The sequence below is a fragment of the Streptomyces sp. NPDC002889 genome, assembly GCF_042888425.1.
Taxonomy (GTDB): domain Bacteria; phylum Actinomycetota; class Actinomycetes; order Streptomycetales; family Streptomycetaceae; genus Streptomyces.
In genome coordinates this window covers 44046-62117 of sequence record NZ_JBIAPT010000036.1, presented here as the reverse complement: position 1 = coordinate 62117, position 18072 = coordinate 44046, and the positions used below count along the sequence as shown (strand labels likewise).

Sequence of the window (18072 nt, the reverse complement as noted above, 5' to 3'; positions counted from 1 at the left end):
CCACACCACACCCACCAACCCGGCCAAACCCGAGACCGGCCCCACACCACACCCACCAACCCGGCCAAACCCGAGACCGGCCCCACACCACACCCTCGGGCCTGACCACCCCCGGACCGGCCCACGCCGAACCGACAGACCCGGCCCACCCCCGGACCGGCCCTTCGTCGAAGCCGCGGACCCGGCCACCCCCGAGACCGGCCCGGGGACGGCCCCACACCACACCCACGGACCCGGCCAACCCGAGACCGGCCCCACACCCACCAATCCAACCCCGCCAATCTCGGGACCGGCCCCACGCCGCGCACCCGGACCCGGCCCACCCCGGACCTGCCCCACGCCCATCGCCCCGACCCGGCCCCACCCGGCCCGCGGCGACCCGGCCACCCCCGGACAGCGCAGGTGGAGGTGATCACGTAAGCAGAAAGAGCCTGTGACCAGTGACAATGCGGATTGTCGGGGTGCTCGTTCCCACCGTCGCCGAAAGCGTTCACGCCAGAGTGGCCGACACCCGGTGCGACCGGCAGGTTTCGGGAGGCGCGGCGTTCGGGCTGGGGCCACGATAGGAACATGGCGTATCCATATACCTATGAGCTCGTGTTTGCGTCGGCCACGGACTACGACGTGGTCATCGTCCGGCGCACCGAAAGGACAGGAGCCGGCGGCTATCCGATCTACGAGGACGACACGGGCATCGTGCGTGCGGAGATCAGTGACCAGGGGGAGGTACGGATGCTGGCCAGCGGGGGGCATCAGGCGCATGAGAGGCCGGTGACCGCACGGTCGCCGGGCGCCTGAGCGCGCCGACGCCCACCGGCTGAAAATCGCCCTGCGCACCCCCACCCCTGCCTCCCGCCGGACCGCCCTCGGGGCCGACCCGGTCCACGCGTGGCTCATGATGTCCCTGTCTCATCACACAGGACGTCCGGGGGGACCATGCGCCACATCACCACCGTGCTTACGGCTGCCCTGCTTCTCGCCCTCACTGCCTGCACCGGCAGCGAAGACGACAGAGCACCATCCGAGAAGCCGACTCCGACTCCGACAACGACGCCGACCGCCGAGCGGACGGCACAGCAGCCCGCCGACGACACCAACGTCGAGCTGGAGAGGGCTGTACACGCCTACGCGGATGTCTACTTCAAGCCGGATGCCAAAGCGGCATACGCCATGCTGTCTACGCGCTGTCAAGAGGCGCTGGCGCCCGAGGCGTACAAGCCCATCGTCGAGGCCGCGGCAAAGAAGCACGGTAAGCAGCACGTCAGACTGGTGAGGGTCGACCTTGTGTCCGGCGATCTTGCCTTCGTGACGTACAGCTACGACGCCCCAGAGCTGGACCAGCAGCAGCAGCCGTGGAAGCGGGAGGAAGGGCAGTGGCGGTACGACGAATGCTGATCCGGGGGGACAACTCCAGGCCGAAGTGACCGGGATCAGGGCTGGATTCAGCCACCCAGCCACGCCTGCGCGACGCTCAAACCTCGCCCTGCGCGGCGGCCGCGACGAACGCGGCTACTGTCCGTTCAAGCCAACAGATGCGCCGGTTGGCTTCGCACGACCGACGTACCGCCCACTTCCTGGTAGAGCACCGACTCACCTACGACCACCCACAGGAACAGTGGCTCGGTCTTCTGCAGGATGCGCTGACGCTGCATTCGGGCCGCCACCAGGTTGTCGAGGTCGTCCGGGAGCTCGACGCCGAGCACCGCAACGTGCGTACTCCTCCGTCTGGAGCAGCCCATGTAGGAGCTGGGGTTGAAAGGCATGGAGTCGTACCCGTAGTAGTCGAGCGGGGCGCTCGGATCGAGGGTGTTGATATGGGGTACTCGTACCCCCTCGTACTCAACTCCGTCCGCCCCTCTCGTACTCAACTCCGTCCACTCACGGACAGGTTGCATTCAAGCAGTAGCCGAGCGTAGTCGCCGCCCGTCTGGTTCGAGGTCTCCCGAGTGGCGGAAACGGCTCCGTCGGCGGATCCTGGCTGAACGCGACGATCCACCCCGGGGGCACGGGCACGTCCCGCGCCCCCGGGGCCGCCATGCGTCAGGCGCGCGAAGCCGGGACCGCGTCGGTCCGGTCGGCGGCCTCGACCGCTCTCGCAGCGGGTACCGCGTGGGCCGGGACCTGGAGCTGTCGGCGGCCGGCCAGCAGGTAGGTGAGGCCGAAGCCCGCGCCGACGACCGCCGCGCCGCCCGCCGCGTCGAGGACCCAGTGGTTGGCGGTGGCCACGATCGCGCACACCGTGAACAGCGGGTGCAGCAGGGCCAGCAGCTTCATCCACAGCTTGGGGGCGAGAACCAGCACCACGAGCCCGCACCAGAGCGACCAGCCGAAGTGCAGCGACGGCATCGCCGCGTACTGGTTGGTGACGGCCGTCATCGCCCCGTAGTCCGGATTGGCGAGGTCCTGCGGGCCGTGCACCGTGTCGATGAAGCCCATGCCGGGCATCAGCCGCGGCGGGGCCAGGGGGTAGAGCCAGAAGCCGAGCAGTGCGAGCAGGGTCGCGAAGGCCAGCGAGGAGCGGGCCCAGCGGTAGTCCGAGGGCCGGCGGACGTAGAGGATGCCGAGGATGCTCAGCGGGATCACGAAGTGGAACGACGTGTAGTAGAAGTTGAAGAACGCCTCGGCCCACTCGGTCTTGATCACCGCCTGGTTGACCCAGTGCTCGATGTCGATGCCGAGTGCCTTCTCGGCGGAGACGATCTGCCGGGCGTGTTCCTCGGCCGCCGTCACGCCACCCGTCGCCGCGGCGCGGATGTGCGAGTAGACCGAGTAGCCGACCCGTATCACCAGCAGTTCGAGCAGCAGGTTCGGACGACTGAGCACGCGGCGCCAGAAGGGCAGCAGCGGCACCCGCGCCCAGCGCGCGGCGACGGGCTCGGCGTACTCGGTGGGCACCGGGCGGCGGAAGTACGGCGAGGTCAGCGGCAGGAACGGCACCGCGCACGCCGCCGCGAGCGCCGCGATGAGCAGGGCGTTGTCGCGTACGGGGTGCAGCACCGCCATGTTGGGCAGCAGCATCTTCCCCGGCAGTGTCATCACCAGGACCACCAGGACCGGCCACAGCATCCGGTCGGAGGCCCGCTTGCCCACCCGGCCGACGACCGCGAGGAGCACCCACAGCAGCTGGTGCTGCCAGGCGGTCGGTGAGACGGCGACCGCGACACAGCCCGTCAGGGCGACACCGAGGAGCAGCTGGCCGTCCCTGGCGTAGCGGACGGCGCGGCGCAGCCCGACGAAGCAGACGGCGGCGGCGAGCACCAGGTACAGGGTGATCTCGAGCGGTCCCTCGAGGCCGAGACGCAGCAGCGCGCCGTGCAGCGACTGGTTGGCGAGGCTGTCCGGGCGGGCGCCGAGCCCGGCGCCCGCGACGTGGTGCACCCAGTACGTCCACGAGTCGCTGGGCAGCGCGGCCCAGGCCAGCGCGGAGAGGCCCGCGAAGGTGCCGCCCGCGGCCACGGCGGCACTGCGGCGGCCGGTGAGCCACAGCAGCGGTGCGAAGAGCAGGACAGTGGGCTGGAGGGCCGCGCCGATGCCGATGAGGATGCCGGAGGGTCTCTCGCCGCGTACGGCGAAGCAGCCGAGCAGCACCAACAGGACCGGGATGATGCTGGTCTGGCCCAGGTGGAAGCTGTTGCGGACGGGCAGCGACAGCATCAGCAGACTGATGGCGACGGGGGCTGCCAGCAGCGTGCTGCGGCGCGAGACCGGGATGGGCAGGGCGCGGGCGGCGACCAGGCCGAGCAGCACGACGAGCAGCAGTGTGCCGAAGGTCCAGGCGACGCCGAGGCTCTGCTCGGCCGAGCGTGCCAGTGGTTTGAGTACCAGGCCTGCGAAGGGGGTGCCGGTGAATCTGTCGGCGTCGTACAGCGATCCGGTCACATGCAGGACGCCGTTGTCGCCGATCCAGGTCTCCAGGTCGGTGAGCCGCTCACCGGGCGGCTGCCGCAGCACCGCCGCTGTCTGCCGTACGGCGAGAACGGCGGCGACGATCCACAGCGCGGCCCTGGCCGCGCCCATCCTCGTGTCCGTCGTCGCACTCCCGCGCACGCTGTGCTCCGCGTTCGCCACGTCGCGCCGCGCCTCCCCACCGTTGTGTCGTTCTGGTTGTGCTTCCGGCCCTCACCGGGCATCCGTAGAGCGTCGCACTGCCCCGTGATGAAGACTCAGGCAACCCCCTCTTCGCCTGAGTGTCACCCCGATACTGTCCGATTTTTGTCGCCCGGTCGCACCCGGAAGGAGTAGTCGGGACGGAACCGCCACGTCAGCGGCACCGTCCCAGGAGGTATGCGGGGGAACATACAAGAACGGCCGCCTGCCCATCCGCGGCGGCGACCGCGCCGACGGGTTCTGCTGGTGGCGGGGGCGCTGCTGGCGCTGCAGCTCGGGTCGCTGATCAGCCCGGCCTATGCGTGCGGCTGCGGTGCGATGGTGCCGGGGGCGCAGTCCCGGATGAGCGTCGATCACGAGACCTCGGTGATCGACTGGGACGGCCGTACCGAGCAGCTGGTCATGCGTTTCACTGTCGCCTCCGACGCCACGCAGGCGGCCTGGATCATGCCGGTGCCGGGGCGCGCCACGGTCGAACTCGCGGACGACGCACTCTTCGACGAGCTGGAGACGGCGATCGCACCGGAGCACCGCAAGCGGTACTACTTCTGGCCGCGCGACAACGACTGGCCGTTCGGCTCGGACGATGTCGACGGCGCGGCCGCGCCGCCCCCGGGAGAGGCGGCGGGCGTGGGCGTGGTCGGCCGCGAACGGCTGGGTGACTTCGATGTCGCCCGGCTGACGGCGACCGATCCGGACGCACTGCGAGGCTGGCTGGAACAGAACGGTTTCCGGCTGCCGGACGGCCTGAGCGCGGACCTGGATCCGTACGTCGAGCAGCACTGGGAGTACGTGGCGGTCAGGCTCGCGCCGCGTGAGAAGGGCGCGGTGCTGCAGGGCACGCTCGACCCCCTGCGGCTGCGGTTCGCCAGCGACCGGCTGGTCTATCCGATGCGGCTGTCGCGGCGTGCCGGGAACGCCCAGTCGCTGTCGCTGTTCGTGCTGGCCGCCCACCGCATGGAGCCGCGCGGCTCGATCGGCGGGGACGAGCCCGTGGTGACGTATGCGGGGAAGGTCGCGCCGCGGGGGGCGCTGGGTCGGCTCACGGGCGGGCGGGAGCGTTTCCTGACCGCGCTGGAGCAGGACTTTCCACGGCCGCAGCGGATCGACGGGGACCACGAACTGCGGGCGGCGGACGAGGACACACCCTTCCGTCGGGTGGTGTACGGGAACCAGTTGCTGACGGTCGCGGGTGTGCCCGTGTGGCTGCTGACGGTGGGCGGGGCCGCCGCACTGCTGGGTACGGCGGCGCTGTGGCGCGTACGGTCCCGGCAGCGGGGTTCCGTGCCGCTGCCGGCGGGCTGAACCAGGGGGCCTGGGCCCCGAATCGGGCAGGATCGGCCCTAGGTTGGGGCGTATGACGATTCAGGGCAATCACGAGCAGTGGAGCGCGGTCGACCGGTACGTCACGGAGCGGCTCGTGCACGCGGACGAGGCACTCGATGCGGCGCTCGCAGCGAGCGAGGCCGCGGGGCTGCCGGCGATCAATGTCGCACCCAACCAGGGCAAGCTGCTGTATCTGCTGGCGCTGATGCAGGGCGCGCGCAGGGTGCTGGAGATCGGCACGCTGGGCGGCTACAGCACGATCTGGCTGGCGCGTGCGCTGCCGGACGACGGCAGGCTGATCTCACTCGAGTACGACCCGGCCCATGCGGACGTGGCCCGCGCCAACCTGGCCCGGGCGGGCCTCGAGAAGATCACCGAGGTCAGGACGGGCGCGGCGCTGGACATCCTGCCGCGGCTGGTCGCGGAGCCGGGTGCGGGCCCGTTCGACCTGGTCTTCGTCGACGCGGACAAGGTGAACAACGCGCGCTACGTGGAGTGGGCGCTGCGGCTGACCCGCCCGGGCAGCGTGATCATCGTGGACAACGTGGTGCGCGGCGGCGCGGTGACGGACCCGGCGAACCAGGACCCGTCGGTCCTGGGCACCCGCGAGATGTACGACCTGATCGCCGCGGAACCCCGTCTGGATGCCACCGCGGTCCAGACCGTGGGCACGAAGGGCTACGACGGCTTCCTGCTGGCACGCGTGGTGTCCTGAGCCGGGACGCGGACGCCTCGGCCGGGCGGTGTCGTGAGTCGGGGGCGCCTCGGCTGGCGCGCATCTGAACCTCGGGACCTTCCGGCGGAGACCTGAGCCCGGCCGTCCGCCCGGCATCCGCCCGGCGGGCTTCGGCGGTACGGCAGGATGGCGGCATGAGCATCGTGAAGATCAATGCCCTGACCGTGCCGACCGAACAGCGCGAGGTGCTGGAGAAGCGCTTCGCCTCCCGTGCGGGCTCTGTGGAGAACTCGGACGGCTTCGAGTGGTTCGAGCTGCTGCGTCCCCTTGAAGGGACCGACCAGTACCTCGTCTACACGCGCTGGCGCGACGAGGCTTCGTTCCAGGCCTGGATGGAGGGCTCGATGAAGGCGTCCCACGGTGGGGGCGGCGCGGAGGGCGAGGGCGGCGAGCGTCCCAAGCCTGCCGCCACCGGGTCCACGCTGTGGTCGTTCGAGGTGGTGCAGCAGGCGGCGCCCAAGGCCTGAGCGGCCCCGGGCGGAAATTCGCTGGCCGCGGGGGCCTCCGCAGGGTTACGACAGGTGCATGAGCACCTGGACCCTGGCCCCCGAGGCCTTCGACTCCCCCGACGCGAGTGCCCTGCGCCGTGACTACTACGACGACGTCGCGAGCCGCTACTGGAAGCGGCCCGCGACCGCCGAGGAGATCGGCCAGGGGCTCGCAGGCGACGGTGCCGAGCAACTCACCCCGCCCACCGGTCAGTTCGTCGTCGGCCGGTACGGCGGCGAGGCGGCGGCCTGCGGCGGGGTGCTGATGCTGGACGGCGAGCGCGCCGAGCTGACCCGGTTGTTCCTGCGCCCGGCGTTCCGCGGCCTGAAGGGCGCGGGGCTGCTGATGAACGTCCTGGAGGACGAGGCCCGGGCGCTCGGTGCGCGGCGGATGGTGCTGAACACGCGCCTGGACCTGGTCGAGGCGCGCGCCGTGTATGTGCGGCACGGCTACGCCGAGATCCCGGCGTACTGCACGGGCCCGTACATGGACGTCTGGTACGGCAAGGAGCTCTGACCGACGCCGTCAGCCGTGATGGTGATCGTTGTGGCGGTGGGGAGCTGCGTGATCCCGTTCGGGCTGCGGGCCGTCGGGCCGTTCGCCGTCGGAGCCGCACAGTTCGCGGGTGAGCTCGTGCACCAGCTGCGCGAGGTCGGTCGGACGGTCCGGGCCCCACCAGTCGCCGAGAAGCTGCGCCAGTGACTCCTCGCGCGCCTGGGCCAGCCGTTCGGCCACGGCCTCGCCGCCGTCGGTGAGGTGCAGGTCCAGGCCCTCGCGGCGTGCGAGCCCCTGCTCCTCGATCTGCCGGCTCGCCTCGGTGATGGTGCGCAGCGGCACCAAGGTGGTGTCGGAGAGGCGGGCAGGTTCCACCATGCCGTCGCGTTTGATGCGCAGCAGCAGCCAACTGGACGCGGGCAGCAGGTCGTAGCCGGCTTTCTCGGCGATCTGCTCGTAGACGTGCCGACGCCCCTCACGCGAGCCGAGCAGCGACAGGGCCCGTGCGACTTCGTCGTGCGAGGAGCGCTCGACGGGGTTGGAGGCCAGGGTCTGGGTGTGGTCGGGTGCGGTGACCGAGCCGCGCAGCTTGTCCTCCCTGAGAAACCAGGAGAAGACGAAGGCGATGGCGACGACGGGCGCGGCGTACAGGAAGACGTCCGTGATGGACGTCGAGTAGGCGTCCAGTACCGACGGGCGCAGCGACGAAGGCAGTTGGGCGATGGCGCGCGGATCGGCGGCCAGGTCCGCGGCGCCGGCGCCGGGTGGCACCCGCTGTCCGGCGAGCGCATCGGCGAGCTTGTCCTCGAGACGGTTGTTGAAGATCGTGCCGAAGACTGCGACGCCGAACGAGGCCCCGATGGAACGGAAGAACGTCGCACCGGAGGTGGCGACGCCCAGATCTTCGTAGCTGGCGGCGTTCTGCACGACGAGCACCAGCACTTGCATGACCAGGCCGAGGCCCGCGCCGAAAACGAAGAAGCAGACGCTCATCTGCCAGGTGGAGCTGGACGCTTCCAGCTGGTGCAGCAGGAGCAGGCCGATCGCGGTGACGGCGGTGCCCGCGACGGGGAAGACCTTCCAGCGGCCGGTACGGCTGACGATCTGGCCGGACGCGGTGGAGGTGATCAGCAGGCCGAGCACCATCGGCAGCAGGTGCACACCGGACAGGGTCGGTGAGATGCCCTGGACGACCTGCAGGAACGTGGGCAGATACGTCATCGCCCCGAACATCGCGAAGCCGATGACGAAGCTGATGACGGCGACGAGGGTGAAGGTCCGGATGCGGAACAGCCTCAGTGGCAGCACCGGTTCGGCCGCTCTGCGCTCCACGGCCACGAAGGCGACGAGGAGTGCGGCGCCGAGCACGGCGAACCCGATGATCTGTGGCGAGCCCCAGGCCCAGGTGGTGCCGCCAAGGGAGGCGACGAGGATCAGGCAGGTGGCGACGGAGGCGATGAGGAACGTGCCGAGGTAGTCGATGATGTGCCGGGTCCGCCGCTTCGGGATGTGCAGGACGGCCGCGATGACGAGCAGGGCGACGATGCCGAGGGGCAGGTTGATGTAGAACACCCAGCGCCAGCTGAGGTGTTCGGTGAAGAAGCCGCCGAGCAGCGGCCCGAGCACGCTGGTGGCGCCGAAGACCGCACCGAACAGGCCCTGGTACCTGCCGCGTTCGCGCGGCGGGACGATGTCGCCGACGATCGCCATGGACAGCACCATCAGCCCGCCGCCGCCGAGGCCCTGGAGCGCGCGGTATCCGATCAGCTGAGGCATGTTCTGGGCGACCCCGCACAGTGCGGAGCCGATGAGGAAGATGACGATGGCGATCTGGAAGAGCTGCTTGCGTCCGTACTGGTCGCCGAGTTTGCCCCACAGGGGGGTGCCCGCGGTCGAGGCCAGCAGGTAGGCGGTGACCACCCATGACAGATGGTCCAGGCCGCCGAGTTCGCTGACGATGGTGGGCAGGGCGGTGGCGACGATGGTCTGGTCGAGGGCGGCGAGCAGCATGCCGAGCAGCAGTGCGCCGATGGCGACCAGGACGGTGCGCCGGTCCTGGGCCTCGCCAGGGGCCGGACTCACCTCCGGACTGCCCACTTCCTGAGCCATACCGGTCTCCTCGGGGTCCGTTCGCCGGTTGTCCCCCCTCTCGTTCCATCGTGGTGGTTGTGCCCCGTTATGGCCTGCCGAGAGGGGGGGTGGGGCCGTTGGGGTGCCGTACGGCGCCTGCATAATCGCTGGGATTCCAATGGGAGGGGACCGGCGATGACCGGACAGGGATGCCCGCAGTGCGGCACGCCGTGGAGTACGGGCGGGGGAGCAGGGCCAGGGTGCCGCTGTGCCGAGCGCATGGGGGATGCGCTGCAGGCGGGGCGGCACGCGCAGATGGCGGCGGAGGAGTTCGACCCGTTGCGGATCCGGCCGTATGTGACGTTGGAGGGCATGCGGGCGGAAGCGGCCGGGCCGCCGCCCGCGCCGATACCGCAGGCGGTCACCCAGGTCCAGGTGCCGGTACCTGCGGGAGGGCCGGGGCCGCTCCCGGACCTCGTGAACGAGCCGGACACGCAGGAGCTGGAGCTGGTCCGCGTCGCACGCGCGGGGCAGCATGCCGCACCACCGCGGCGCAGCCGGGCGTTCACCGGGCTGATGGCGGGCGCCGCAGCGGTGGCGGTGGCCGGGACGGTGGCGTTCGCCGGCGGCCTGTTCTCCGGTGACGGCGAGAGCGAACGGGCGGCGCCGGACTCCAGGGCGACCGCGACGAGCGTGAGCCTCGGGCCCGGTCTGCCGTCCGCGTCGGTGTCCGGGTCCGCGGCGTCCCCTTCGGTGTCGGCCACGTCCTCGTCTCCATCGTCGTCATCGTCATCGTCGTCGGCGCCGGCGTCGGGGCCGGCATCCGGGTCCGCGGCAGCCTCCCGGTCCGCTGCAGGTACGGCTCCGGGCGGCTCGGGCCCCGCCGACCCGTCGTCCGTGGCGCCCTCGACCACGGTCGCCACCGCCTCGGCACTGCAGGCACCGTCGAGGCAGTCGAGCCGGGACACCCTGCGGCCGGGGGACAGCGGTCCGGCGGTCGAGGATCTCCAGCTGCGGCTGGAGCAGCTGCGGCTGTACGAGGGCCCGTTCGACGGCGAGTACGACGGGGAGGTCGAGGACGCGGTACGGCGCTACCAGTGGGCCCGGGGCATCGATCGTGACCCCGAGGGCGTGTACGGCAAGCACACGCGCCGCGCGCTGGAGTCGGAGACCCGACAGCCGTGACGGGAGCCGGAGGCCGGGAGCGGTGAGACAAGGCCCACGACGGGCGGGGTGGCGCCCCGTGTCCCCATTTTGTATCGTGAAGGAACAAAGTGGTTCCGCCTGTTCTCCCTGACCGGCGGGCGGAGCCGCTTGTTCTCTTTTTCACGCGCCCTGGAGCAGCCGATGCCGGCCACCACCCCGCCCGTCCTGTCCGCCCGTGCCCTCCTGCTGGACATGGACGGCACCGTCGTCGACTCGGACGCCGTGGTGGAGCGCTGCTGGCGCGCCTGGGCGGTGGAGCACGGCCTGGACCCGGACGAGGCCCTCGAGGTCGTCCACGGCCGGCAGGGCTACGCCACCATGGCGGCACTCCTCCCGGACCGCCCCATGGAGCAGAACCACGCGGAGAACCGGGTACTCCTCGCCCAGGAGACCGCCGACACCGACGGCGTGGTCCCCGTCGCCGGCGCCCTCGCCTTCATGGCCACCGTCGCCGCCCTGCCGCACGCCCTGGTGACGTCGGCCGACGAGGCCCTGGCCCAGGCACGGATGACCGCGGCCGGACTGCCGATGCCGCAGGTCCGCGTGACCGCGGAGTGCGTCGGCGCGAGCAAGCCGGACCCGGAGGGCTTCCTCAAGGGCGCGGCCGAACTGGGTTTCGCCCCTGCCGACTGCGTGGCCTTCGAGGATTCCGAGGCCGGGATCGCCGCGGCCCGCGCGGCAGGCATGCGCGTGGTCGGCGTGGGCCCCCGTGCCGCGGCGTTCGCGCCGGACGTGCATGTGCACGACCTGACGGGGCTGGCCGTGAGCGTCGGCCCGGACGGGACGATCGACCTGCGGGTCACGGCCCCGGCCGCCTGAGCCCTCGCCGGGCGGCCGGCGGCGTGCGATCACGCCGCCGCCTGAACCGGCCGGCCCGGTCACACCCCGGGGCGAACTTCACGGCCCCGTCGCCCGCGCACCCGGCCGACCGCCGCCCCGCCCGGTCACCCCCCGCCGGATCGACCGGAGGGCCAGTGCCCACGCCGGTACCCCCGCGAACTCCGTCGGATGTTCCGTGCAGCCGGCGCGGGGCCCCGGGAACTCCGGGACCGGGCCCCGACGTGCTCCGCGATGACCGCAGCCGGCCGGCCCGGCAGCTTCCGCGCGACGCGCGCACCGCTGCCGCCGCCGGCCGACCCGCCGAGGCCGCGAGCACGATTGCGCACGCGGTGAACCAGAACAGCTGCAGGCCGTTTCCGGCCTGGGTCAGGCAGCGATCGCCTCGTAGAGGCTGAAGCCGGCCAGCGCCAGCATCAGGCAGGCCGCGACCTTGGTGATCAGCCGGAGCGGGACGTACTTCATCAGCGTCCGGCCCCCCAGGATCCCGATGCCCGCGACCGCCCACAGCGCCAGCACCGCACCGACGCCGACCGAGACGGGACTGTCGTAACGCGCCGCCAGGTTGGCCGTCATGATCTGGGTCAGATCGCCGAACTCCGCCACGAGGATGAGCATGAAGCCCGCTCCCGACACCTTCCAGAACGACTGGTCGGCGGGGGCCTTGATGTGCTCCTCCTCCTCGTCGCCCCCCTTCATGAGCAACATCAGCGCACCCGCGAGGAACAGGACGCCGACCAGCGCCTGCACGAGCCGGTGCGGCAGCAGGGTCAGCACGCTTCCCGCCGCGACGGCGAGCGTGACATGGACGGCGAAGGCGGCGGCCACCCCGGCGAAGACGTACGAGGCGCGGTAGCGGGTGCCCAGCATGAGACCGGCGAGCGCGGTCTTGTCGGGCAGCTCGGCGAGGAAGACGACGCCGAACGTGATCGCCATGACGGTGAAGCTGATCATGGATGGAGTTCCTCAATCGGTCGGGCGCTGCCCTGCCGAGAGTCCTGAGCGTCTCAGGGGTCGCTTCGGCACGGCAGCGCCATGAACACATACATGGGCACTGCGGCCGAAGGTCTCGCCGGCGGCCTCGACAAGGCCGCCTCCGGGCGCCGGCCGGGCACGAGCCCAGCAGTATGTCGACGGTCCGGCGAAGAGCTACTCCCCTTCTGCGCTTACAGACTACGTGACCCGCGCCCGGTGCCGTCAGGGACGGTGCGTCCCGCCCTCCCCCGCGCCCCGGTGCATCCACCCCCGCGCCACCAGCTCCAGCACCAGCGCGACCGCGACCGCCTGCACCGCCATCAGCGCGACGAGGACGAACAGCTGCACCGCGCCCGCCTCCAGCGGTGACGCCCCGCCCAGCAGCATCCCGACGAACGCACCGGGCAGGGTGACCAGACCCACGGTCCTGGTCTGGTCGAGGCCCGGCAGCAGCGCGTCGGACGCGGGCTCGCGCGCCACCTCCATCCGTGCGTCACGGTCCGCCAGCCCGAGCGCCATGCCCGCCTCCACCTCGCCGCGGCGCTGCTCCAGCTCGTCCAGCGCACGGCGTCCGCCGAGCACGGTGACGGTGAGCGCGCCGCCGATGAGGATGCCGGTGACCGGGATCAGGGCGATGCCCTTCACCGGCACCAGGCCGGTGAGGAGCAGGGTCGCGACGACCGGCACCACGCCCGCGGCGATCGGCACGCCGGCCCACCACCAGGTCTCGTTACGGGTGATGCGCCGGCCGGCCGTGCGCACGGCGACCGCGTACATCAGCATCAGGAAGGCGAGCAGCAGCGGCACCGCCTTGACCACCCACCCGATCACCAGGGAAACGGCGGCGAGTTGGACCGCGGCGCGTACGCCTGCGACGGCGATCTCGCGGGAGCGCCCGAGGTGGGCGAGAGCGGCCACGGTCGCCGCGAGGACCAGAAGGGCGGCGAGTACGGCCCCGAAAGTGAGGTTGACCGGCAGCAGCACTTGTCAATCCTACGCCGCGTGAACGTTCGTGGCGGTGCGTCAGAAGCCACGCGAAACTCTTGATCTGACGTGCCCATGTCGCCACCCTGTTACCTGGCGCCCATCCCCGAGAAACCTTCGGGCGCCAGCATGGCCGCGCCCATAAGGGCACCTCCTGCGCGCGAAGGGCGTAGGGGGAGGCCAAGCACCCCCCACCACAAAGGAGTTCGCATGTTCCGTGTCTACGCGCGTCGAATCCGCCGAATAGCCGTACTCTCCGCCGCCTCCGCCCTCGCCGCCACCGGTCTGCTCGCCACCGCCCCCGCCGCCCAGGCCGCGCCGCCCACCCCAGTCAGCGCCGCCACCGCACGCACCTACCTCAGCCAGCTGCCCGTGGCTGCGGAGAACTCCGGCTCCGGCTACAGCCGTGACCTGTTCCCGCACTGGATCACGCAGTCGGGCGCCTGCAACACGCGCGAGGTCGTCCTCAAGCGCGACGGCTCGAACGTCGTCCAGGACTCCAGCTGTGCGGCGACCAGCGGCAGTTGGTTCTCCCCGTACGACGGCGCCACCTGGTACGCCGCCTCGGACATCGACATCGACCACATCGTGCCGCTCTCCGAGGCGTGGCGCTCGGGCGCCAACAGCTGGACCACCTCCAAGCGCCAGCAGTTCGCCAACGACCTCACGCGCCCGCAGCTGATCGCCGTCACCGACAACGTCAACCAGGCCAAGGGGGACCAGGACCCGGCCGAGTGGCTGCCCTCGGTCACCTCGTACCGCTGCACGTACGCCCGGATGTGGGTGCACGTGAAGTACTACTGGAACCTGAGCGTCGACTCGGCGGAGAAGAGCGCGCTCCAGTCGATCCTGAACGGCTGCTGACGAACGGCTGCTGACACACGCAGACCGACCGGAACCGTCCGCCCCTCTCCGTCGTTCCGTACCCTACGGAGCGACGGAGAGGGGCACACATGACCGAGCTGCGCCTGGGACCGCTGCTGCGGTACATCGACTGGGAGTCCGGCGACAACGCGACCGTCTGGGTCGAGACGGACCAGCCCTGCACGGCCGAGGTGCGCTGCGAGTCCGGCGGCGCGGGCTCGGCGCGTACGTTCAAGATCGCCGGGCACCACTACGCGCTGATCCCCGTGACAGGACTGACCCCCGGCTCGTCGACGGCGTACGAGGTGCTCCTCGACGGCCGCCGTGTCTGGCCGCTCGACAGCTCCCGCTTCCCTCCGAGCACGATCCGCACCCCGGCCGTTCCCGCCGACAGCGTACGGGTCAGCTTCGGTTCCTGCCGCTGGGCCGCGGCGCCCGCCGACGGGCACGACCCGGTCGGACCCGACGCGCTGGACACCCTGGCAATCCGGCTGGCCGCCACCCCCGATGAGGATCGCCCCGACGTACTGCTCCTGCTCGGCGACCAGGTGTACGCGGACGAGACGTCGGAGGCGACGCGTGACCGCATCGCCGCCCACCGCGATCTGCGTGAGCCCCCGGGCGCGGGGATCGCGAACTTCGAGGAGTACACCTGGCTCTACGACGAGTCCTGGAAGGACCCCGAGGTCCGCTGGCTGCTGTCCACCGTCCCCAGCTGCATGATCTTCGACGACCACGATGTGATCGACGACTGGAACACCAGCGCCGCGTGGCTCGCGGAGATGCGGGCGACGCCCTGGTGGCAGGAGCGGATCCTCAGCGCGCTGATGTCGTACTGGGTCTACCAGCACCTGGGCAATCTCTCCCCCGCCGAGCTGGCCGCCGATCCGCTGTACGCCGCGGTGCGGTCCGCGCCCGACGGAACCGACGCGCTGCGCCGGTTCGCGGAGCAGGCCGACGCCGAACCGTCCGCCGCCCGCTGGAGCTACCGCCGCGACTTCGGCCGCACCCGCCTGCTGATGGTCGACACCCGCGCCGCCCGTGTCCTTGACGAGCAGCAGCGGGCGATGCTCGACACGCAGGAGGAGCAGTGGCTGCGCGACCAGGCACTTCAGACGCCGGGCTCGTTCGACCACCTGCTCGTCGGCACCTCGCTGCCCTGGCTGCTGCCGCCGCTCATCCATGACGCGGAGGGCTGGAACACGGCGCTGTGCCGCGGCGAGCGCGGGGCGCGGTGGGCACGTTTCGGCGAGAAGGTGCGCCGCCGTTCCGACCTGGAGCACTGGGGGGCCTTTCCGTCCTCGTTCGAGAAGCTGACCCGGCTGATGGCGGAGGTGGGCAGCGGGCGGGACGCCCCGGCGACGGTGTGCGTGCTGTCGGGCGATGTGCATCATGCGTACGTCGCGGAGCCGCGATGGCCCGCGGACGCGGGGCGGGCCGGCGACGCTGCGGACCGGGCGGCCGGCGTCGCGCCCCCGGATGCCCGGGTGCTGCAGCTGACCTGCTCGGCCCTGCACAACTCCATCCCGCGTCCGATAAGGCTCGGGTTCCGCTTCGGGTGGAGCCGGGCCGGGCGCCGGCTGGGCCGCCTGCTGGCCAGGCACGGCCGGGCGCCCGCACCCTTGATCAGCTGGCGCAAGACGGGCGGGCCGTGGTTCGGCAACCAGCTGATGACGCTGACGCTGCGCGGGCGTTCGGCATCACTGCGGCTGCAACAGGCGCAAGAGCAGGCGAATGGGGACGTACGCGGCGAGGGTGCGCGACTGGTCACCGCTGACGAACGGGTCCTGACGCCGGATCAGGGAGGCGGCCCCACGGCTGCGGACGGTGACAGCGGCCGCAGCGCAGGGTGATCCCTCGTCCCGGCCCTTCGACTCCCGGGGCAGGACGGGCATGATGAGGCGGACGATCCGCTTCCACGGCCGCCACGCACCCCACATGCTCCGGGAGTCAGTGCTTTGTCCGCAGTTCCCCCCGCGCTTCCCTCCGCGATCGCCCTGGTCGGGGCCGGCCCCCGCGGCACCTCGGTGCTCGAACGGCTCTGCGCGTCCGTGCCCGAACTGGCCCCGGACACCCGGCTCACCGTGCATGTCGTCGACCCGGCCCCCGCCGGGCCGGGCCTGGTGTGGCGCACCGACCAGCCCGCCGAGCTGCTGATGAACACCGTCGCCTCGCAGGTCACCCTGTTCACGGACGACAGCGTCCGCTGCGAGGGCCCGATACGCCCGGGGCCGAGCCTGTACGAGTGGGCAGCGGATCACGGCGACGACCGGCTCGGTCCCGACGACTACCCGACGCGCGCCTGCTACGGCCGCTATCTGCAGTGGGCGTTCCGAAAAGCCGCGACAGGCGCCCCGGACACGGTCACGGTCCAGGTCCACCGGGCCCGTGCCGTACGTCTGGAGGACGACCGGGACGCGCTGCCCGGCCAGGGTGTCCCGTGCCAGACCCTCACCCTTGACGACGGCACGGTGCTCAGCGGCCTGGATGCGGTGGTGCTCGCACAGGGCCATCTCCCGGTGGTTTCCCGCCAGTCCACGACGCATCTGGCCGACTACGCCGACCGTCATCCGCGACTGCGCTACTTCCCGCCCGCCAACCCCGCCGATCTGGACCTCTCGGCGATCGCGCCGGGCGAGTCGGTACTGCTGCGCGGCCTCGGGCTCAACTTCTTCGACCACATGGCCCTGTTGACCACGGGCCGCGGCGGCTCGTTCACCCGGTCGGAGGGCGGCGCCCTGGTGTACCGGCCGTCCGGGCGCGAGCCGCGGCTGTACGCGGGGTCCCGTCGCGGCGTGCCGTACCACGCGCGCGGCGACAACGCCAAGGGTGCGTCGGACCGCCACGAGCCGCTGATGCTCACCGCCGATGTGATCGCGGCCTTCCGCAAGCGCGCGGACGCGGGTGATCCGCCCGACTTCCTGGCGGAGATATGGCCCCTGGTCGCCAAGGAGGTGGAGACGGTCTACTACACGGCGCTGCTGGCCACGACCGGGGACGAGCGGGCAGGTATCGGGGACACGCAGGCAGGGACAAGGAACGAGCAGGCAAGGGTCGGGCGCTTTCGGGCCCGGTTCCTCGACGCGCCCCATGGCAGCGCCGAGGAGTCAGCCGTACTGGCCTCGTTCGGGATCGCGGCGGCGGACCGCTGGTCGTGGGACGGGCTCTCCCGGCCGGCCGCGGGCGAGGTGTTCACCTGTCCCGAGGCGCACCGGGCGTGGCTGGTGCGCCGGCTGCGCCGGGACGCCGCGCAGGCCGCACTCGGCAATGTCGCCGGCCCGCTCAAGGCCGCGCTGGACGTGCTGCGCGATGTGCGCAACGAACTGCGCCTGATCGTGGACCATGCCGGGCTCTGCGGCACCTCCCGGCGCGACCATCTCGAGCGCTGGTACACGCCGCTCAACGCCTTCCTCTCCATCGGCCCGCCGCGCCGCCGCATCGAGGAGATGACAGCGTTGATCGAGGCGGGCGTGCTGGAGGTGGTCGGGCCGCGTACGGCGATCGGAATGGCGGACGGGCTGTTCACCGCCGAGTCGCCCGACGTGCCCGGCTCGGCGGTGACCGCGACGACGCTCATAGAGGCCCGGCTGCCGGAGCCGGACCTGCGCAGGACCACCGACGAACTGCTCGGACGGCTGCTGAAGACCGGCCATTGCCGGCCTCACTCGATCGACGGCTACGAGACCGGGGGCGTCGATGTCACTCCGCGCCCGTACAGGCTCATCAACCGTCAGGGGAGGGCACACGCACGGCGTTACGCGTTCGGGGTGCCGACCGAGGGCGTGCACTGGGTCACCGCGGCGGGCGCCCGGCCGGGGGTCGACTCCGTAACGCTGGCGGATGCGGATGCGGTGGCGCGGGCCACACTGGCCGCCGCCATGAACGGTGAAGGCCACACAGGAGTCCACGAGGACACAAATGTTGAACTTGCAAGCATTGATTAGGGCCGCCTAACCTGGCGCCCTCGGTGCATGTCCCCAACC

Annotated in this window: 16 protein-coding genes; 11 read left to right on the top strand and 5 right to left on the bottom strand. The window is 71.4% G+C overall.

Translation table 11 applies throughout. The annotated features are described in order from the left end of the window. Positions 1–570: 570 nt before the first annotated feature. On the top strand, positions 571–798 hold the full coding sequence (locus ACFYWI_RS35520) for a DUF6296 family protein (protein ID WP_389239917.1): 228 nt from the start codon (positions 571–573) through the stop codon (positions 796–798). Between the two features lie 138 nt (positions 799–936). Next, positions 937–1395: a hypothetical protein gene (locus ACFYWI_RS35515; RefSeq protein ID WP_389239916.1), complete on the top strand. Its 459-nt coding sequence runs from the start codon at positions 937–939 to the stop codon at positions 1393–1395. Between the two features lie 125 nt (positions 1396–1520). Here the strand turns inward: ACFYWI_RS35515 and ACFYWI_RS35510 are convergent, their stop codons facing one another. Beyond that, positions 1521–1895, bottom strand: coding sequence for a Scr1 family TA system antitoxin-like transcriptional regulator (locus ACFYWI_RS35510; RefSeq protein WP_389239915.1), 375 nt, complete (start codon positions 1893–1895; stop codon positions 1521–1523). Between the two features lie 145 nt (positions 1896–2040). Further along, complete coding sequence (locus tag ACFYWI_RS35505; protein ID WP_389239914.1) at positions 2041–4068, bottom strand: bifunctional glycosyltransferase 87/phosphatase PAP2 family protein; 2028 nt, start codon at positions 4066–4068, stop codon at positions 2041–2043. A gap of 216 nt (positions 4069–4284) precedes the next feature. On the opposite strand from ACFYWI_RS35505, the gene ACFYWI_RS35500 reads away from it, so the two are divergent. From ACFYWI_RS35500 to ACFYWI_RS35485, 4 genes are all read left to right on the top strand, one after another. Further along, positions 4285–5412, top strand: coding sequence for a DUF2330 domain-containing protein (locus ACFYWI_RS35500; protein WP_389239913.1), 1128 nt, complete (start codon positions 4285–4287; stop codon positions 5410–5412). Positions 5413–5464: 52 nt separating this feature from the next. Continuing rightward, positions 5465–6148: an O-methyltransferase gene (locus ACFYWI_RS35495; RefSeq protein ID WP_389239912.1), complete on the top strand. Its 684-nt coding sequence runs from the start codon at positions 5465–5467 to the stop codon at positions 6146–6148. A 155-nt stretch (positions 6149–6303) separates the two neighbouring features. Beyond that, entirely contained in the window at positions 6304–6636 is a 333-nt protein-coding gene (locus ACFYWI_RS35490) for an antibiotic biosynthesis monooxygenase family protein (protein ID WP_389239911.1), read from the top strand. Between the two features lie 58 nt (positions 6637–6694). Further along, positions 6695–7174 (top strand): GNAT family N-acetyltransferase, encoded by a 480-nt coding sequence (locus ACFYWI_RS35485; protein WP_389239910.1) that lies wholly within the window; start codon positions 6695–6697, stop codon positions 7172–7174. A 9-nt stretch (positions 7175–7183) separates the two neighbouring features. Here ACFYWI_RS35485 and ACFYWI_RS35480 read toward each other — a convergent pair whose 3' ends face one another. Then, entirely contained in the window at positions 7184–9262 is a 2079-nt protein-coding gene (locus tag ACFYWI_RS35480) for a DHA2 family efflux MFS transporter permease subunit (RefSeq protein WP_389239909.1), read from the bottom strand. 240 nt (positions 9263–9502) lie between these two features. Between ACFYWI_RS35480 and ACFYWI_RS35475 the strand changes: the two genes are divergently transcribed. Together ACFYWI_RS35475 and ACFYWI_RS35470 are read left to right on the top strand one after the other, a co-directional pair. Continuing rightward, a complete protein-coding gene (locus ACFYWI_RS35475; protein WP_389239908.1) occupies positions 9503–10408 on the top strand; it encodes a peptidoglycan-binding protein in 906 nt (301 codons plus the stop codon). Between the two features lie 162 nt (positions 10409–10570). Beyond that, a complete protein-coding gene (locus ACFYWI_RS35470; protein ID WP_389239907.1) occupies positions 10571–11248 on the top strand; it encodes an HAD-IA family hydrolase in 678 nt (225 codons plus the stop codon). Positions 11249–11635: 387 nt separating this feature from the next. Here ACFYWI_RS35470 and ACFYWI_RS35465 read toward each other — a convergent pair whose 3' ends face one another. Together ACFYWI_RS35465 and ACFYWI_RS35460 are read right to left on the bottom strand one after the other, a co-directional pair. Continuing rightward, the gene (locus ACFYWI_RS35465) at positions 11636–12220 is read right to left on the bottom strand and encodes a TMEM165/GDT1 family protein (RefSeq protein ID WP_389239906.1); all 585 of its coding nucleotides are present in this window, start codon (positions 12218–12220) and stop codon (positions 11636–11638) included. A 243-nt stretch (positions 12221–12463) separates the two neighbouring features. After that, positions 12464–13225 carry an ABC transporter permease gene (locus tag ACFYWI_RS35460; RefSeq protein WP_389239905.1) on the bottom strand — a complete coding sequence of 254 codons (762 nt, stop codon included), beginning with the start codon at positions 13223–13225 and terminating at the stop codon, positions 12464–12466. Between the two features lie 210 nt (positions 13226–13435). On the opposite strand from ACFYWI_RS35460, the gene ACFYWI_RS35455 reads away from it, so the two are divergent. The 3 genes from ACFYWI_RS35455 to ACFYWI_RS35445 all read left to right on the top strand — a co-directional run bounded on the left by ACFYWI_RS35455 (position 13436) and on the right by ACFYWI_RS35445 (position 18033). Further along, positions 13436–14089, top strand: a complete 654-nt coding sequence (locus ACFYWI_RS35455) for an HNH endonuclease family protein (protein WP_389239904.1) — start codon at positions 13436–13438, stop codon at positions 14087–14089. A gap of 89 nt (positions 14090–14178) precedes the next feature. Further along, positions 14179–15942 carry an alkaline phosphatase D family protein gene (locus ACFYWI_RS35450; protein WP_389239903.1) on the top strand — a complete coding sequence of 588 codons (1764 nt, stop codon included), beginning with the start codon at positions 14179–14181 and terminating at the stop codon, positions 15940–15942. Between the two features lie 105 nt (positions 15943–16047). Beyond that, the gene (locus ACFYWI_RS35445; RefSeq protein ID WP_389239902.1) at positions 16048–18033 is read left to right on the top strand and encodes an FAD/NAD(P)-binding protein; all 1986 of its coding nucleotides are present in this window, start codon (positions 16048–16050) and stop codon (positions 18031–18033) included. Positions 18034–18072: the final 39 nt, after the last annotated feature.

Excerpts from the sequence above, each read along its gene's own strand:
- ACFYWI_RS35520 (WP_389239917.1), top strand. The coding sequence starts at position 571 with ATGGCGTATCCATATACCTATGAGCTCGTGTTTGCGTCGGCCACGGAC.
- ACFYWI_RS35515 (WP_389239916.1), top strand. The coding sequence starts at position 937 with ATGCGCCACATCACCACCGTGCTTACGGCTGCCCTGCTTCTCGCCCTC.
- ACFYWI_RS35510 (WP_389239915.1), bottom strand. The coding sequence starts at position 1,895 with ATGCAACCTGTCCGTGAGTGGACGGAGTTGAGTACGAGAGGGGCGGAC.
- ACFYWI_RS35500 (WP_389239913.1), top strand. The coding sequence starts at position 4,285 with ATGCGGGGGAACATACAAGAACGGCCGCCTGCCCATCCGCGGCGGCGA.
- ACFYWI_RS35495 (WP_389239912.1), top strand. The coding sequence starts at position 5,465 with ATGACGATTCAGGGCAATCACGAGCAGTGGAGCGCGGTCGACCGGTAC.
- ACFYWI_RS35490 (WP_389239911.1), top strand. The coding sequence starts at position 6,304 with ATGAGCATCGTGAAGATCAATGCCCTGACCGTGCCGACCGAACAGCGC.
- ACFYWI_RS35485 (WP_389239910.1), top strand. The coding sequence starts at position 6,695 with ATGAGCACCTGGACCCTGGCCCCCGAGGCCTTCGACTCCCCCGACGCG.
- ACFYWI_RS35480 (WP_389239909.1), bottom strand. The coding sequence starts at position 9,262 with ATGGCTCAGGAAGTGGGCAGTCCGGAGGTGAGTCCGGCCCCTGGCGAG.
- ACFYWI_RS35475 (WP_389239908.1), top strand. The coding sequence starts at position 9,503 with ATGGGGGATGCGCTGCAGGCGGGGCGGCACGCGCAGATGGCGGCGGAG.
- ACFYWI_RS35470 (WP_389239907.1), top strand. The coding sequence starts at position 10,571 with ATGCCGGCCACCACCCCGCCCGTCCTGTCCGCCCGTGCCCTCCTGCTG.
- ACFYWI_RS35465 (WP_389239906.1), bottom strand. The coding sequence starts at position 12,220 with ATGATCAGCTTCACCGTCATGGCGATCACGTTCGGCGTCGTCTTCCTC.
- ACFYWI_RS35455 (WP_389239904.1), top strand. The coding sequence starts at position 13,436 with ATGTTCCGTGTCTACGCGCGTCGAATCCGCCGAATAGCCGTACTCTCC.
- ACFYWI_RS35450 (WP_389239903.1), top strand. The coding sequence starts at position 14,179 with ATGACCGAGCTGCGCCTGGGACCGCTGCTGCGGTACATCGACTGGGAG.